At 69.3% G+C, this 15,179-nt stretch carries 15 protein-coding genes; 11 read left to right on the plus strand and 4 right to left on the minus strand.

Features of this window, described 5'->3' with window-relative positions; genetic code table 11:
• The first annotated feature begins 29 nt into the window (after positions 1-29).
• The 3 genes from V3W47_RS13950 to V3W47_RS13960 are packed head-to-tail and all read left to right on the plus strand — an operon-like array spanning position 30 to position 2,679.
• Positions 30-509 (plus strand): MarR family winged helix-turn-helix transcriptional regulator, encoded by a 480-nt coding sequence (locus V3W47_RS13950; protein ID WP_331825828.1) that lies wholly within the window; start codon positions 30-32, stop codon positions 507-509.
• A complete protein-coding gene (arsN2, locus tag V3W47_RS13955) occupies positions 503-1,501 on the plus strand; it encodes an arsenic resistance N-acetyltransferase ArsN2 (protein ID WP_331825829.1) in 999 nt (332 codons plus the stop codon). Before V3W47_RS13950 ends, arsN2 begins: the two co-directional genes overlap by 7 nt.
• A complete protein-coding gene (locus V3W47_RS13960; protein WP_331825830.1) occupies positions 1,501-2,679 on the plus strand; it encodes an MFS transporter in 1,179 nt (392 codons plus the stop codon). Before arsN2 ends, V3W47_RS13960 begins: the two co-directional genes overlap by 1 nt.
• Positions 2,680-2,688: 9 nt before the next feature.
• Here V3W47_RS13960 and V3W47_RS13965 read toward each other — a convergent pair whose 3' ends face one another.
• Both V3W47_RS13965 and V3W47_RS13970 read right to left on the minus strand, forming a co-directional pair.
• Entirely contained in the window at positions 2,689-3,000 is a 312-nt protein-coding gene (locus V3W47_RS13965; protein ID WP_331825831.1) for a hypothetical protein, read from the minus strand.
• Between the two features lie 94 nt (positions 3,001-3,094).
• The gene (locus tag V3W47_RS13970) at positions 3,095-3,301 is read right to left on the minus strand and encodes a hypothetical protein (protein WP_331825832.1); all 207 of its coding nucleotides are present in this window, start codon (positions 3,299-3,301) and stop codon (positions 3,095-3,097) included.
• Positions 3,302-3,552: 251 nt separating this feature from the next.
• On the opposite strand from V3W47_RS13970, the gene V3W47_RS13975 reads away from it, so the two are divergent.
• From V3W47_RS13975 to V3W47_RS13985, 3 genes are read left to right on the plus strand one after another with little or no spacing between them, the layout of a single operon-like run.
• On the plus strand, positions 3,553-4,128 hold the full coding sequence (locus V3W47_RS13975; protein ID WP_331825833.1) for a DUF305 domain-containing protein: 576 nt from the start codon (positions 3,553-3,555) through the stop codon (positions 4,126-4,128).
• A 54-nt stretch (positions 4,129-4,182) separates the two neighbouring features.
• Complete coding sequence (locus tag V3W47_RS13980; RefSeq protein ID WP_331825834.1) at positions 4,183-4,851, plus strand: winged helix-turn-helix domain-containing protein; 669 nt, start codon at positions 4,183-4,185, stop codon at positions 4,849-4,851.
• 13 nt (positions 4,852-4,864) lie between these two features.
• Entirely contained in the window at positions 4,865-5,980 is a 1,116-nt protein-coding gene (locus tag V3W47_RS13985) for a sensor histidine kinase (RefSeq protein ID WP_331825835.1), read from the plus strand.
• Between the two features lie 16 nt (positions 5,981-5,996).
• Here the strand turns inward: V3W47_RS13985 and V3W47_RS13990 are convergent, their stop codons facing one another.
• Complete coding sequence (locus V3W47_RS13990; RefSeq protein ID WP_331825836.1) at positions 5,997-6,419, minus strand: four-helix bundle copper-binding protein; 423 nt, start codon at positions 6,417-6,419, stop codon at positions 5,997-5,999.
• Positions 6,420-6,646: 227 nt separating this feature from the next.
• Here V3W47_RS13990 and V3W47_RS13995 point away from each other — a divergent pair, with 227 nt between their 5' ends.
• The 4 genes from V3W47_RS13995 (at position 6,647) to V3W47_RS14010 (ending at position 11,009) form a co-directional block, all read left to right on the plus strand.
• Positions 6,647-9,109 carry a heavy metal translocating P-type ATPase gene (locus tag V3W47_RS13995; protein ID WP_331825837.1) on the plus strand — a complete coding sequence of 821 codons (2,463 nt, stop codon included), beginning with the start codon at positions 6,647-6,649 and terminating at the stop codon, positions 9,107-9,109.
• Between the two features lie 291 nt (positions 9,110-9,400).
• The gene (locus V3W47_RS14000) at positions 9,401-9,592 is read left to right on the plus strand and encodes a hypothetical protein (RefSeq protein ID WP_331825838.1); all 192 of its coding nucleotides are present in this window, start codon (positions 9,401-9,403) and stop codon (positions 9,590-9,592) included.
• Between the two features lie 121 nt (positions 9,593-9,713).
• Positions 9,714-10,238 (plus strand): signal peptidase II, encoded by a 525-nt coding sequence (gene lspA / locus V3W47_RS14005; protein WP_331825839.1) that lies wholly within the window; start codon positions 9,714-9,716, stop codon positions 10,236-10,238.
• 42 nt (positions 10,239-10,280) lie between these two features.
• Complete coding sequence (locus tag V3W47_RS14010; RefSeq protein WP_331825840.1) at positions 10,281-11,009, plus strand: DUF4386 family protein; 729 nt, start codon at positions 10,281-10,283, stop codon at positions 11,007-11,009.
• Between the two features lie 241 nt (positions 11,010-11,250).
• Here the strand turns inward: V3W47_RS14010 and lnt are convergent, their stop codons facing one another.
• On the minus strand, positions 11,251-12,648 hold the full coding sequence (gene lnt / locus V3W47_RS14015) for an apolipoprotein N-acyltransferase (RefSeq protein WP_331825841.1): 1,398 nt from the start codon (positions 12,646-12,648) through the stop codon (positions 11,251-11,253).
• Between the two features lie 117 nt (positions 12,649-12,765).
• Between lnt and V3W47_RS14020 the strand changes: the two genes are divergently transcribed.
• Positions 12,766-15,150 (plus strand): heavy metal translocating P-type ATPase, encoded by a 2,385-nt coding sequence (locus V3W47_RS14020; RefSeq protein ID WP_331825842.1) that lies wholly within the window; start codon positions 12,766-12,768, stop codon positions 15,148-15,150.
• The last annotated feature ends 29 nt before the right edge of the window (positions 15,151-15,179 follow it).

The raw sequence follows: 15,179 nt of genomic DNA on the forward strand, positions 1-15,179 counted from the left end.
ACAATAGGCTTGACCCCTACAGTCAGCCCATGACCGTTGCTAATCTCAACAGGTTGGAAGAGGCGACGCAGACGGGGGCGCTCCTGCGGACGGTGACGCGCCAGTTCACCGAGTTGCAGCAGCGCAACTTCGCCTGCTGCGACGTGCAATCCTCGACCCAGTGCGTGATCCTCACCACCCTGGAGCGCGAGGGCGACCAGACGCTGCGGGCGCTGACCGGCACCCTCAACCTGGACAAGGCCTGGCTCAGCCGCAGCACCGACGACCTGGTGGAACAGGGGCTGCTCGTCAAGACGCCGCACCCTGGGGACCGCCGTGCCCTGCTGCTGCGCCTCACGGATGCTGGACACCAGGCTGCTCAGGACCTCGACGCGGGGCTCAACGCGCAGTCCACCCGGGTGCTGGCTCGTCTACCGGAAGCCGACCGGGCGGCGACGTTGCGGCTCCTCACGGGCCTGAGCGCCGCGCTTGGGGCCGAACTCGACGGGGAAGGGGGCTGCGGATGCTGACCCGGAAAGCAAGACCCGGCGATCTGCCAGCCATTGAGGCCCTGCTCACGGCCCTGGACCTGCCGGTGGCCGGGGTCGCCGAGCACTTGGAGGGGATGCGGGTGGCCGAGGAAGACACCACTCTCCTTGGGGTGGCTGGACTGGAACGGCACGGCCAAGTGGGGCTGCTGCGCTCGGTCGCCGCCCGGCCATCGGCCCAGGGTCAGGGGGTTGCCGCCCGACTCGTGGAGGAAGTGCTCGATCAGGCCCGGCGCCTAGAACTGGAGGCGGTCTACCTGCTCACCGCCACCGCCGAGGACTATTTCCCGCGCTTCGGCTTCGCGGAGGTACCCCGCTCGGTTGCCCCCACAGCCCTCCTCGCCTCGCGCGAGTTTCAGGACGCCTGCCCGCAGTCCGCCACCCTCATGCACCTGCCCCTCAAGGAGAACGCCATGACCCAGACCGTCCCCGGCCTCACGGACCAAACCTCTACCCTTGCGCTGCTGGACACCCTGCGCGCCCAGCCGCAGCTCCCCCTGGAGTTCCATCTGCACGGCGAGCTGCTGGTCGGCCCCGGCTACCACGTCACGGAAGTCAAGGCAGTTACGATTGAAGCGATGGACTGCGGCGGCCGGGCCGACGCCTGGCGCGAGACGGTCATCCAGCTCAAGGACGGCAACGCGCGGGAGGCGGGAGAGGGGTTCATGATGACCCGTAAGTTCCTGGGCATCTACGACCAGGTGGCGAAGAGCGTCCCCGTGCGCGGTGAGGCCGAAGTCCGCTTCGAGTACGGCAACAGCGTCACGCCCGCGATGCAGTACCACGTCACGCACGTCGAGCCCCAGGCCGAGCGAGTCATCGTTTATTTGCGAACTCCCGGTGTGCAGTGCAAGGCCTCGGACGCCTGCGGTCAGCCCGTCACCTCGGCAGAGGTAGAGGCGGCAGGGTGTGCGCCCGCGAGTGGGAGCGGATGCTGTGGCCCGGCCACGACTGACCTGATCTCCCTGGGCTGATGCCCACGTCCACGCGCGGCCAGCGTTCCCTGGTGTGGACGCTGGCCGTCCTCACGACCGTCAGTTACGGCGCCCTGTACTACGCGCAGCCCCTCCTCGCGGTCGCCGCCGAACACGAACGGGGGTGGACACGCACTCAGACCGGCCTCGCCTTCACCCTGGCCCTGCTGGTGACCGCTTTGATCGCCCCAGCGGTGGGCCGCGCCCTCGACGCTCGTGGGGGCCGAGTGCTGGTGGGGGGCGGCGCGGTTCTGGGCGGGCTGGCCTTCGTGCTCCTGGCCTGCACGTCGGGCTACCTGCCCTTCGTTCTGGGCTGGCTGCTCGCGGGCGTGGCGATGGCCCTGACCTTCTACGAGGCGGCCTTCACCGTCCTGGGCCAAAGGGTGAGTGGAGAGACGCGCACCCGGGCCACCCTGACCATCACCCTCGTGGCCGGGCTGGCGAGCACGATCTTCGTGCCACTCACCACCGCGCTGCTGGGGGCAAGTGGCCTCTCCAGGACACTCCTTGGCCTCGCGGCGCTGTTGGTGGTGGTGGGCCTGCTGAGCTGGCAGGTCCTGCCTCCCACGGGACGAGCGGTGCCGGGCGCCGCTCGTCCCGCCTTCCTCCCGGACGCCTCCTTCCGGCGGCTCACCCTGGCCTTCACGCTCGCGCGGATCGTGACGGTGGGGGTGGGCCTGCAACTCGCGCCGCTGCTGCTCGCCGCCAGGTACGCCCCTGGCCTCGCGGCGGCGCTCACCGGCCTGCTGGGCCTGGCCGCCCTCCCGGGCCGGGTGCTGTTCGTGCCGCTGCTCTCCCGGCTGGGGGCCCCGCCGCTGACCCTGCTGCTCTTCGCAGGGCTGGGGATCGGGGCGCTGCTGCTGCACTTCCCGGCCGTTCTGGCGCTCACGGTGCTGGGCATCGTGACCTTCGGGCTGGCGAGCGGGGCCCTGACCCTGGCCCGTGCCGAGTTGCTGGCGCGGCAGTACCCCGCCGAGGTCTTCGGGGCGGCGAACGGGCGGATGGCCCGGCCGGTGAACCTGGCGCAGACGGGCACGCCGCTCCTGGCAGGGTGGCTCTACACCGTCTCGGGCGGGTACGGGTGGTCCCTGACGCTCCTGACCCTGCTCGCGGCGCTGGCGGTCTGGGTGCTGCGCGTCCCCGGGCGACGAGCCGTTCCCCTCTCATCCGAGGCTTGACCCCAGCCTTCAGGACCCGGTGAAGATGTCGCCGCCCCAGAGCTGTTCCGGGGCGTCCTGTACGGCCCGGTCGTCGTGGTCGCCATCCTTGCGGGTGAAGCTCACCAGCACGAAGTGGACCGAGGGCATCCCTTCCAGGCTGGAGCGCCCGTGGGCCTGCGGGGAGGTGTGGTCGCGCGCCGCCCCGGGCTCGAAGGTCACCGTCACCGGGTCGCCCGGCTGGAGGCCAGTATGCCCGGGGTCTTCCACGACACCCTGGAAAGCACGGCCAGGTTCGCCCACTTCGCCGGTCCAGCGGCCCCACAAGGTGAAGGTGCTCACCCCGCCACTCTACCGAAGGAGCCGCGTCACGTTCCTGGGATGAACAGTGGAGGCCAGGCGCTCACGGCCTGGCCCCCGGCGGGCTGTGCCCGTCCTACATCGCGGGCATGGGACTGGGCAGCCTCGGCGTGTCCGGGTTGTCCATCGGCGTAGGCTCGGGCATCCCCGGGGTATCGGGGTTCATGGGCGGGTCCACCATTGGGCCGGTGTCGTCGCCACCCGGCATCTGCTCGGGCAGGGAGGCGGGCACGTCGGTGGGGTCGGTCGCGGGGGCCGGGGGACGGTCGTAGGGTCCGGTCATGGTGCACCTCCAGAGGTGCAACGAGGCTACTCTCTGTTTGTCCCGGGACAGGAAGGGGAGAGGAGCGTGAAGCTCCCTTCACGCCCAGGAGTAGGGGGTCGGGCTGATGCCCGCCGTGGCGCGGAATCTCCTTCGCCCGGTGGGGCTGGCGAAGGGCCACCAGCCCCCTCCACGGGCGAGGGCGACAGCGTAGCAGCGCCGCTGCCCCACTGCTTTACGCGAGCTTAACAGCACCCCCGTAGCCTGCGCGTATGCGGAGAACTCTCCTGACCGTGCTGGCCCTGGCCGCCCTACCCGCCCCAGCCCTCGCCCAGATGGACCACAGCACCATGAACATGACCACCCCCGCGACCGGCATGAGCCAGCCGATGGATATGAGCGCTTTGAGCGCCCTCACCGGCAAAGCCTTCGACCGCGCCTTCCTCTCCATGATGATCCCGCACCACCAGGCTGCCGTCAGCATGAGTCAAGCGGTGCTCGGCACCAAGGACCCCAAGGTCAAGGCCTGGGCGACCACCATCATCAAGGACCAGAACCGCGAGATCGCCCAGATGAACACCCTGTTGAAGAGCTACGGCGGCGTGGACAGCAAGATGGCGGGCATGATGAAGTCCATGACGGGTGACATGGTGGGCAGCGTGAAGAACGCCAGCAACAAGGACCGCGCCTACGTCCAGGGGATGATCGGGCACCACGCGGACGCCATCGACATGGCGAACCTCGCCCTGCGCAAGTCCACGAATCTGAGCGTCCTGAAGCTGGCCCGTGACATCACTCGTGCCCAGGCCGGGGAAATCTACGACTTCCAGGCCTACCTGCGGCGCTGAATCCTGATCTCACCGCGCCCCACCTCTTCGGTGGGGCCCTTTCTTGGAGACCCGATGCCCCACGTCCTGATCGTGGACGACGACCCCGCCATCCTCGAAATCCTGCGCGCCTACCTCGCGGCGGAAGGGCACACCGTTCTGGAAGCGGCCGACGGGATTCACGCCCGCACCCTGCTCCCCCGCGCCGACCTCGCCATCCTCGACTGGATGCTGCCCGGCGTCTCTGGCTTGGAGCTGGCCCGCGAAGCCCGGGCGGCCCGCCTCGACCTGCCCATCCTAATGCTCACCGCCCGGGGAGAGGAGGAGGACAAGCTGCGCGGCCTGGACACCGGCCTCGACGACTACGTAGTCAAACCCTTCAGCCCGCGCGAGGTCGTGGCCCGGGTTCGTGCCCTGCTGCGCCGGGTGGGGGTCCGGGAGACCGTCACCAGTGGGGGCCTGCACCTTGACCTGCGCGCCCGGACCGCGACCTTGGACGGGCAGCCCCTGGACCTCTCCAAGCTGGAGTACGACCTGCTGGCCGCGCTCGCCTCCCACCCCGGCCTGGCCTGGACCCGGGAGAGATTGCTGGAACGGGTCTGGGGCCAGGACTTCCCCGGCACCGAGCGGGTGGTGGACGTGCATGTGACGGGGCTGCGCAAGAAACTGGGAGATGACGCCGAGCGCCCCCGCTTTATCGAGACGGTGCGCGGGGTCGGTTACCGATTCAGGACCGACACTTGAGCGAGGAGGCCCCGTGAAGCTCTACCCCCGCCTGTTCCTGTCGCACCTGCTGGTCATCCTGATCGCGGTCGGGGCGATGCTGGTCCTGACCGAATTGCTGGCCCCCGCCTTCGTGCGTCACCACGTCGAGCAGATGGTGCGGCTGATCGGCCCGGACGGGGCGAGCCTGCGCCCGGACCTGGAACGGGGGATGCGGCGTACTCTCAACTCGGCCCTGCTGGTGTCCCTCCCGCTCGCGCTGCTGGTGGCCGCCCTGACGGCCCTGTTCTCCGCGCGGCGGGTGGTGCGGAGTGTCACCCTGCTGCGGGACGGGAGCCACGCCATCGCTGCGGGCGAGTACCGGCGGCGTCTCCCCGAGGAAGGAAACGACGAACTGACCGACCTCGCCCGGCACTACAACCGCATGGCGGGGGCGTTGGAACGGGTCGAGCAGGGCCGAATAGAACTCATCTCGAACGTGGCCCACGAGCTGCGCACGCCGCTCGCCGCCCTGCGGGGATACGCCGAAGCCCTGAGAGATCACGTCCTCGCCCCCGAGGTCGCTTCGACGGCCATCGTGCGGGAGACGGCGGCGATGGAACGCCTGGTACGGGACCTCAGCCTGGTCTCCCGGGTGGAGGCGGGCGCCGTGGAACTGCACCCGACGGATTTCCGCCCGGGGGAGCTGCTGAGGGCAGCTTTGGACCGCTTCGAGGGGGCCGCCCAGGACCGGGGCATCCACCTGGCCCTGCAAACGGACGAATCCCTCCCGGCCGTGACCGCGGACTACGAGCGGGCCTCACAGGTCCTGGCGAACCTGCTCTCGAATGCCCTGCGGCACACGCCGGGCGGCGGGCAGGTCACGTTGACTGCCCGTGCGGAAAACGGCCTTGTCACCTTCGGGGTCCGCGACACCGGGAGCGGTATTCCTGGGGAGCATCTGGGCCGCATCTTCGAGCGGTTCTACCGGGTGGACCCGGCCCGGACCCGGGGTGAGGGGAGCGGCGTCGGCCTGACCATCGCCCGGGGGCTGGTCGAGCGCATGGGCGGCACGCTGACCGTCACGTCCGGGCTAGGCGGCAGCACCTTCACCTTCACGCTGCTCGCCGCCCACGTGGTCAAGCCTCGCCATGTCGCTGGCACTCCCTGACAGGGCGTCATCCTCTTCAGGCGCTCATGCTCCCCAGGAGGTGCTGACAAGCTTGTTCACAGCGGCGGCAGGACTTGGCGCACACCGCGCAGTGCTGCATGTTCATGTCGCGGGCGTGCATCTCGCATTCGTTCCCGCAGGCCTGGCAGGCGGCGAGGCACGCCTGAAGCTGGGTGCGCAGCACGTTCTGGTCAGGCTGGGTCAGGCGGGACAGGACCCGCCCGGTCGTGCCGCACACATCGGCGCAGTCGAGGTTGAGCCGGATGCAGTGGACGAGGTGCATCAGATGCCCCTGCTCGCCCAGGCAGGCATCGGCGCAGGAGGTACACACCTGGGCGCACTCAAAGCAGGCGTCAATGCACTCGGCGAGCGCGGCTTGATCGAAGACGCTGGCGGGGTTGGGGTGGGTTTGCAGCATCCGGGCAGTGTTCTGCGGCATGGTCGGTCTCCTGGGAATGAGGGCGGCCTGGGGCCGAGTTGGCGGGGCGGTGGAAAGGACACCGCCCTGTCAGCGTAGGCAGTCCTCTGTTCAGCTCTTGTCAAGCTTGCCCGACCCTCAAGGCGCTCTCAAGGCTCAGCCCTCGTTCGTATCGGACTTTTACAGAAGCTGAACACCCCAGTTCTACGTTGACCCCACAGGCCTTCAAGGGGCGAGAGGGGAAACCGATGACACATCACCACGCAGGACACCACGGGCACAGCCGGAGCGGAAGCGTCCTGAAGGTGTCGTTCAAGAACTGCTACGACGCCAGTGAGTTTGCCGACCTGGAAGAGAATCTGGCCCGGGTGCCGGGCGTCACCAGCGTCCACCTCGACCGCACACGCGGCGTGGCGCACCTGGGGTACGACCCGGGGACGGTGACGCCGGAGGAACTGGAAAGGCATCTGCACGCGGCCGGGTACACCTGCGACTGCGAGGACGAGCGCCCCTCCGCCGCCCAGCCGGGTCACCCCCAGGTCGGCCACGAACACCACGGTGGGAACCCGGTGGCGCAGGGGCACTCGGGCCATGCCGCACATGCCAGCGCCGTTCACGATCCGCACGCAGAGCATCACCCCCAGACTGTCACCGGCTACCAGGCGGGACACGGGGCTCACGCCGAGATGGGGCACGACGAGCACGCGGGGCACGGCGCCGAGATGGTGGGGGACATGCTGCGGCGCTTCGTGGTGTCGCTGCTCCTTACCCTGCCCATCGTGCTGTTCTCACCCATTGGGGAGAGCCTGGGATTTCACCTTGACCCACCCTTCGGCCTGGACATGGCGTGGTTCGGGTTGCTCCTGTCCACTCCCGTGGTCTGGTGGGGTGGCTGGCCGTTCATCTCGGCCGCGTGGCGGGCTCTGCGTCGGGGCGAGGCGAACATGATGACCCTGATCGCCACCGGCATCCTGGTCTCGTACCTGTACTCGCTGTGGGCCACGATCTTCTTGCGGACCGACGAGGTGTTCTTCGAGGCTGCCGCCATGCTGACGACCTTTTCCCTGGCCGGGCACTGGCTGGAGATGCGCTCGCGCTTCGCCACGGGACGGGCGGTCGAGGCGCTGCTGCGGCTAGCTCCCTCCACGGCGCGGGTCGTCCGAAACGGTCTGGAAGCTGAGGTGCTGCTGGAGCAGGTCGTGGTCGGGGACGAGATCGTGGTGCGCCCGGGAGACCGGGTGCCGGTGGACGGTGAGGTGGTGAGCGGCCAGTCCTACGTGGACGAGAGCATGATCACGGGCGAGCCAGTGCCGGTCCGCAAAGAAAGCGGAGACCGGGTGACGGGCGGGACGGTCAACCAAACTGGCGCCTTTCACTTCCGGGCGACGGCGGTAGGAACGGATACCGCCCTCTCGCGCATCGTGCAGATGGTGCAGAACGCGCAGGCGAGCAAGGCCCCCGCGCAGCGCCTCGCGGACCGGGCAGGGAAATACCTGGTGTTCGTGGCCCTGGGCAGTGGTTTGATCGCCTTTCTGGTCTGGTTCTTCCTGGGGGCCGGGATAGTGTTCGCGTTGACGGCCGCCGTGTCTACGGTGGTGATCGCCTGCCCGGATGCGTTGGCACTCGCTACCCCCACGGCGATCACCGTGGGCGTGGGCAAGGGGGCACGGGAGGGCGTGCTGTTCAAGAATGCGACCGCGTTGGAGGCGACCGCCGGGGTGAACACCGTGATCTTCGACAAGACCGGGACCTTGACCGAGGGAAAGCCTGCCCTCACCGATCTGGTACCCGCACCGGGGGTGGACGAAACGGAGCTGCTGCGCCTGGCCGCGTCCGCCGACCAGCCCTCCCAGCACCCGCTCGCGGAAGCCATCGTGCGAGGGGCACAGGAATGGGGCGTCACGCTAAGCCCGGCCCAGGACTTCGACTCCATCCCCGGCCGCGGCGTGCAAGCACGGGTGGACGGGCGGCGGGTCCTGATCGGCAACCGCAGGCTGATGGATCAGGAGGGCGTGTCGATGGGGAGCAGCGAGGCCGGGGTCGAGCGCCTGGCCGGGGACGGCAAGACAGCGATGTTCGTGGCGGTGGACGGGCAACTCCTGGGTGTGGTCGCCGTGGCTGACCGGATCAGGCCGTCGGCGAAAGTGGCGGTGACCGAACTCCATCGCTTGGGCGTGCAGACGGTGATGCTGACCGGGGACAATCGCCGCACGGCGGAGGCGGTGGCCCGGCAGCTCGGCATGGATACGGTGATCGCCGACGTGCTGCCCGAGCAGAAGGCCGCCCAGGTGCAGGCGTTACAGGGCCAGGGGCAGAAAGTGGCGATGGTGGGGGACGGGGTGAATGACGCCCCAGCACTCGCGCAGGCCGAGGTCGGTGTCGCCATCGGGGCGGGGACGGATGTGGCGGTCGAGACTGCCGACGTGGTGCTGGTCAAGAGCGACCCCACGAGTGTGGCGGTTGGGATCGCGCTCGCCCGGCGGGTCCAGGGCAAGATCAAGCAGAACCTGTTCTGGGCCGCGATCTACAACCTGCTTGCCATCCCCTTCGCGGCCGGAGTCCTGTACCCCGCCTACGGCGTGCTGCTGCGCCCGGAGTGGGCGGCCCTGCTGATGAGCGCGAGTACGGTCATCGTGACTGTGAATGCCCTGCTGCTCAACCGACTGCGCTTCGGTCAGGCCCCCACGCGGCCGGTGACCGCCTCGGCCTGAGGCGCTCACCACAACTCAGGGAGGGGCTACCCCGCCTCCCTCCACCTCAACCAGGGAGCGTCCTGATGTCCAAACTTACCGCCCTGCCCCTGGATCGCCGCACAGAAACTGCCCAGCCGTGACCTCGCCTAGGATCGTCAGGCGTCCCTTCAGGGTACCCAAGTGCGCCAGGAACCGCAAAGCGTCGCCGGGTTGCAACTGGTCGGTATGGGAGGAAGCCGTGGCAAGCCCTGCTTCGCGCTGCCCTACGTCCTGACCTAGACCACAGAGAACACGCAACACCTCGACGCCGTGGCCGAGGAGTACGGCTGCTACGTGGAGTACGGCGCGTATCCCCACCTGAAGCTGCACGAGAACGATCAGGAGGTGGCGGCCGTGCAGGACTGGACCACCTTCGGCACCGTCTACCTGCGGCTGGGGTACGAGCGCACGGAAGAACTGTTGAGGCGCCTCGCGGCGGTCCTGCGCCCCGCTGCCCCTTGACTTGAACCTCCAGACACCAGTGCCGGGGTCAGGTCGCCACGACCTCGTACTTGCCCACCACCGCGCCCGGCAGCAACCCTTCTCGCTATACCTGTACTTCTGTACAGACTTCCTCTCAACATTGCTACAGTCAGGTGTGCCCCGTCTCGCCCTCCTCGCGCTGACCACCCTGTGCGTTGTCCTCGATCTCGCCCTCAAGACCTGGGCCCGCGCGGAACTGCCCGGTGAGGTGCGGCCCTGGCTCCCCGGCATCCTCGACCTGACCCTGACCTACAACACTGGCGCAGCCTGGAGCCTGTTCTCCGGCTCTGCTCTGCCCCTCGCCCTGGGGCGCGGGGTGGTGGGCCTGGGTCTGGTCGTCTTCCTGCTGCGGCGCCCACCCCCCACCGGGCAGGCCGTGGCCCTCGGCCTGATCGCCGGGGGTGCCCTCGGCAACGCCATCGACGGCTTAAGCCATGGGCGCGTGACCGACATGCTCGCCTCGCCCGCCCTGTCCCTGGTCACCCGCGCCCTGGGGCAGGGAGACTTCCCGGTCTTCAACCTCGCGGACATCTGGGTGGTGGGCGGGGTGCTGCTGCTGCTCCTGACCCAGTGGAGACAGGACCAGCGGACGCGACAGGCCAGACGAGAGGCAGGGCAGGCCTGACCGTGCCAGCCCTCATTTGGACCCTCCAGAAAGGAGTCTTCCTTGACCACGCTTCGAGATCACGCGCTCGCCCGACTGGGCGGGTCCGGTGCCCTGCTGGCCGGAGCCCTGTTCCTGCTCTCCCTGGTTTACGTGTACGGCGTTCTGGCCCAGGCCGGGCTGGACGTTGAGATGTTCGACGATCAAGCGCGGCTGCTGCCCTGGGTGGCCGAGCACGCCCGCGCCTACACCGGCCTGTGGTGGCTGACCCTGCTCTCCACCCTGGCCCTGCTGCCCGCGCCGCTGGCGCTGCACGACCGGCTGCGGCGTGGGGCCAGAGGTATCTCCCGCGTCGCGGCCGTGGCCGGGCTGGGTGGCGTGGTCTTCGGGCTGGCCGCCCCGCTCGTGCTGGCCGCCGCGTCGCCCATCCTGGCGCAGAGCTACGTGCAGGCCTCCGGGGAGACGCGGGACGCGGTGCAGGTCATGGGCCGGATGGTCGGCGACCTGGCCCTCCACCTGCGCTTGGGGTCGGACCTGCTCCTCGGCGTGTGGCTGGGTGTGAGTGGGGGCCTGCTGCTGCGCCTGCGACAAAACGCCATCCTGGGCACTTGGTTCCTGGTGACCGCGGGGCTCGCGGGCGTCGTGGTCGCCACCAAACCGCTGGGGATCGCGGACCTCGAACCGTTCCTCGCGCCGGTGCTGAGCCTCGCGTACCTGGGGCTGGGCACGGCGCTCCTGCGTGGTGCGGGGGCCACCTGGGCACCCACCGGCACACCGCGCCCACCTGCATGACAGCTCCCATCTCAGCTCTGTTTCCTGGTGTCCGCAGCAAGGTGGACGGCTTGACGGAAGGCGCCGAAGACCTACAGCCGGTGAGCACGGTGGAAGTGGTGCTGGACGAATCGGGCACCCCACCATAGGTAGGGGACACGGTGTACGACCCGGCCGGGAACGACGACCGGGTCTTGCGGAGTCTCAGCCCGGGCGCGGCCCAGGGATGGTGGCTGATCGAGGGCAAGCCCATCCATTGAAATCAGCGGGGAGTCCTCTTCACCCTCCACCGGGCACACGCGAACCCCAAGAGGCCCAGGGCTGATCCCCCCACCGGCCAGTCCCCCAGCCGGACGTACCAGGTCTGCCCTTCCTGCAAGGCAAAGCGCGCCTGAAGCGTTCCCGCCTGCTTGACCGGCAGCGCCTGCGTCACCCGGCCGCGCGGGTCGATCACCGCCGTCACGCCGATGTTGCCCGCGCGCAGCAGGAAGCGGCGCGTCTCGATGGCCCGCACCCGGCCCATCTGGAAGTGCTGAGCCACCCCGTTCCCCGCATTGAACCAGCCGTCGTTGGACACGTTGACGAGCACGGCCGCCCCGTCCTGTACCAGGCCGCGGGCAATCCCAGGAAACACGCTCTCGTAACACACGTACGCCCCGTACGCCACCCCGCCCAGCGTCAGCGGCCGGTCGAGGCGACCTGGCGCGAGGCCGGTCAGGTCGGGCAGCCCCAGCCCCCGGAAGACCCGCCCGTACAGTGGGGCCAGGGATTCACGCAGCGGGAAATACTCGGCGAACGGCACCCGCTGCCGTTTGTCGTAGGCCCCCAGCAGGTCACCGTCCCACGCTTCGACCCGGTTCTGACCCGGGCGGGCGACGCCGATCAGCAGGGGCCGGGCGGGCAGGCGGGCCAGGTCATCCCCCGTAACGGCCGTCTCCGGCCAGATGGCGACGTCTCCAGCCGCAGTGGAACTGAGACGGGCGTAGACCGGCAGCGGGTCGGCCCTGCCCGCGACCTTGTCCAGCGGGTTGAGGTTGCCCTGCACCAGCAGCGCCCGGTGGGTCGGTGGCGTGACCTCTGGCCGCGTCAGCCCGTATACGAGCGCCAGGCCCCAGACCGGAAGCACCAGCGCGAGGGGACGAACCTCTCGCCGGGCCAGGCTGGCGAGCGCCGCCGCGAGGGTCGTGATGAGCAGGCTGGCGAGGAGGACGCCGCCGAGATCGGCCACCTGGATCAGCGGGGTGGGCAGCACCGTGTAGCCCAGCGTGCCCCAGGGAAAGGCGAAGGGCCCCAGGTGCCGCAACCACTCTAGCAGTACCCATCCGAACGCCAGGCCCCAGATCCGCTCCAGGAATGTGGGAAACAGCCGGGCCACGGCCAGCCCCAGCAGCGCGTAAAAAGCTCCTTCAAGCACGAACAGCGCCGGGAAGAGCAGCGCGCCCGCCACGCCGAAGAGCTGCGCGAAGCTGAGCGGCAGGAACAGCAAGTGCAGGGCGAAGAAGGCGGTCGTGCCCCAGAACAGCCGCCCGGCGACCGCGCGCGGGGCCTCCGGAGTGCAAACCCACCACAGCAGCGCGGCGAGCGGCAGCGGGGTCAGGACACTCCAGCCATACGGCACGCCCGTCAGCGCCAGCGCGGCCCCCAGCACCACGGACAGCACGACCGCCCCTCCGGACCGAACGCGTGTGTTCCACGGCCTCCTGAGGAGCAGCCCTTCCCCTACCAAAGGCACACCGCTGTGCTTGATATCTGTACATTCATACAGATATCATAGGGCATGACAAGTGCCCCCTCCACCCCGGGGACCTCCCTGCGCTACTTCGTGGAACGGATGGACTGCGCCGACTGCGCCCGCACGGTGCAGAGCGCCCTGACCCGGCTCCCTGGCGTGGAGACTCCGCAGGTCAACTTCACCACCCAGACGCTGAGCCTCACCCTGGACGAGGCCCGGTTACCCCGTGAGCGCTTGGAACAGACCCTGCGCTCCCTGGGGTATCCCCCCACCCTGGAAGCGGCCCCGGCGACGACCTCCAGCGTCCCCCTGCGCTACTTCGTGAACAACATGGACTGCGCCGACTGCGCCAACAAGGTGCAGGGCGTGGTCGCCCGACTGCCGGGAGTCGGCGAACCCAAGGTCAACTTCACCACCCAGACGCTCAGCCTAACGCTCGACGAGACCCGGATGCCCAGGGCCCAGCTCGAACAGACCCTGCGCTCCATCGGCTACCCACCGGAATGGCAGGGCGAGGTCAATCCTGTGCCCGGCACGAGCACTCCGATTGCTCCCCGTCCAGCCCGGGTGGAACTGCCCTGGTATCAGACGGGGAAGGGCCGCAACGTCTTGCTCACGGGTGGGCTGCTCGTCCTCGCCCTGCTGTTCAGCCTGATCGCGCCGGGGTTCGCCTTCTGGGCGTACGCGGCCGCGACCGCCATCGGCACCTGGCCGCTCCTCCGCAAGGCCGTCGCCAGTGCCCGCCTGGGGGAGCCCTTCACCATCAATACCCTGATCAGCGTGGCCGCCATCGGCGCCATCGCCATCGGGGAGGCGGCGGAAGGGGCACTCGTCGTCTTCCTCTTCGCCATCGGCGAGCTGCTGGAGAACGTCGCCGCCGGGCGGGCCAGGGCAGGGATTCAGGCGCTCGCGGCGTTGGCTCCCAAGACCGCCCTGCTGCTCGAAGGTGGTCAGACCCGCGAGGTGCCCGTCGAGGGGCTTCAGGTCGGCCAGTTCGTGAGGGTGCAACCGGGTGGCCGTGTCCCGGCGGACGGCACCATCACCGAGGGCGACTCCAACCTCGACGACTCCCCGGTGACGGGCGAGAGCGTCCCGGTTCACAAGCGCCCCGGCGATCCGGTCTACGCGGGCAGCATCAACACCGACGGGGTGCTGACCGTCCGGGTGGACCGGGGGGCTTCCGACAACACCATCGCCCGGATCATCCACCTGGTCGAGGAGGCCGAGAGCAGCAAGGCGCCCACCGCGCGCTTCATCGACCGTTTCTCCCGCTGGTACACCCCGTCGGCGATGCTGGTGGCCCTGCTCTTCGCCGTCGTCCCGCCTCTGCTGTTCGGCCAGCCCTGGAACGAGTGGATCTACAAGGGCGTGGCTCTGCTCCTGATCGCTTGCCCCTGCGCCTTGGTGCTGAGCGTTCCTGCCGCTGTCACCAGCGGGATCTCCGCCGGTGCCCGGCGTGGCCTGCTGATCAAGGGCGGCGCGGCGCTGGAGACCATCGGCAGCGTCTCGACGGTCGCTTTCGACAAGACCGGCACGCTGACCGAGAACAAGCCGCAGGTGACGGACGTGATCGGCCTGCGCGTTCCGGAGTCCGAGGTCGTCCTGCTCGCCGCCGCCGTGGAGACCGGCAGCGCGCACCCGCTCGCCAAGGCGATCCTCGCCCGTGCCCAGGGACAGGCCATCCCGGCTGCTCAGGACGCCAAAGCCATTTCCGGCAAGGCCGTGATTGCCACGGTGCAAGGACGTGCCCTGGCGGTGGGGTCCCCGCGCTACGCCGTGGAAGTGGCCTCCTTGAGCCCTGACGAGCAGGCGCAGATCGCCCGGCTGGAGGAGCAGGGTAAGACCGTGGTGGTGCTGCTCGACGGCCGCCAGGTGCTCGGTTTGCTCGCCATCCGGGATGAGCCGCGAGCGGACGCGAAAGAGGCGGTGGCCCGGCTGAAGGAGCTGGGCGTCCGTTCCCTCATGCTCACGGGCGACAACGTCCGCACCGGCAACGCCATCGCACGTGACCTGGGCCTGGAGGTCGAAGCCGAGCTGCTGCCGGAAGACAAGCTCCAGCGCATCGCCGCCTTGAAAGCCTCCGGCAAGGTGGCGATGGTCGGGGACGGCATCAACGATGCTCCTGCGCTCGCGCAGAGTGACGTGGGCATTGCGATGGGCGGGGGCACCGACGTGGCCCTGGAGACCGCCGACGCCGCCCTGCTGCGCCACTCGGTCACCGGGGTCGCGGAGCTGGTGCAACTCTCCCGCGCGGTGATGACCAACATCCGTCAGAACGTCGCCTTCGCCCTGGGACTCAAGGCGATCTTCCTCGTGACCACGCTGCTCGGCATCACCGGGTTGTGGCCCGCGATCCTCAGCGACACCGGCGCCACGGTGCTCGTCACCGCCAACGCCCTGCGCCTGCTGCGCTTCAAGCCCGGCGCGTGAGGGGGTCCCTCCAGTGGCCCCACGTTCGC

Origin of the sequence: Deinococcus sp. YIM 134068 (assembly GCF_036543075.1) — a bacterium.
In the GTDB taxonomy this organism is placed as follows: domain Bacteria; phylum Deinococcota; class Deinococci; order Deinococcales; family Deinococcaceae; genus Deinococcus; species Deinococcus lichenicola.

Bases quoted from the DNA above. Each gene is read 5' to 3' on its own strand.
- V3W47_RS13950 (WP_331825828.1), top strand. From the start codon at position 30: ATGACCGTTGCTAATCTCAACAGGTTGGAAGAGGCGACGCAGACGGGG.
- arsN2 (WP_331825829.1), top strand. From the start codon at position 503: ATGCTGACCCGGAAAGCAAGACCCGGCGATCTGCCAGCCATTGAGGCC.
- V3W47_RS13960 (WP_331825830.1), top strand. From the start codon at position 1,501: ATGCCCACGTCCACGCGCGGCCAGCGTTCCCTGGTGTGGACGCTGGCC.
- V3W47_RS13970 (WP_331825832.1), bottom strand. From the start codon at position 3,301: ATGACCGGACCCTACGACCGTCCCCCGGCCCCCGCGACCGACCCCACC.
- V3W47_RS13975 (WP_331825833.1), top strand. From the start codon at position 3,553: ATGCGGAGAACTCTCCTGACCGTGCTGGCCCTGGCCGCCCTACCCGCC.
- V3W47_RS13980 (WP_331825834.1), top strand. From the start codon at position 4,183: ATGCCCCACGTCCTGATCGTGGACGACGACCCCGCCATCCTCGAAATC.
- V3W47_RS13990 (WP_331825836.1), bottom strand. From the start codon at position 6,419: ATGCCGCAGAACACTGCCCGGATGCTGCAAACCCACCCCAACCCCGCC.
- V3W47_RS13995 (WP_331825837.1), top strand. From the start codon at position 6,647: ATGACACATCACCACGCAGGACACCACGGGCACAGCCGGAGCGGAAGC.
- V3W47_RS14020 (WP_331825842.1), top strand. From the start codon at position 12,766: ATGACAAGTGCCCCCTCCACCCCGGGGACCTCCCTGCGCTACTTCGTG.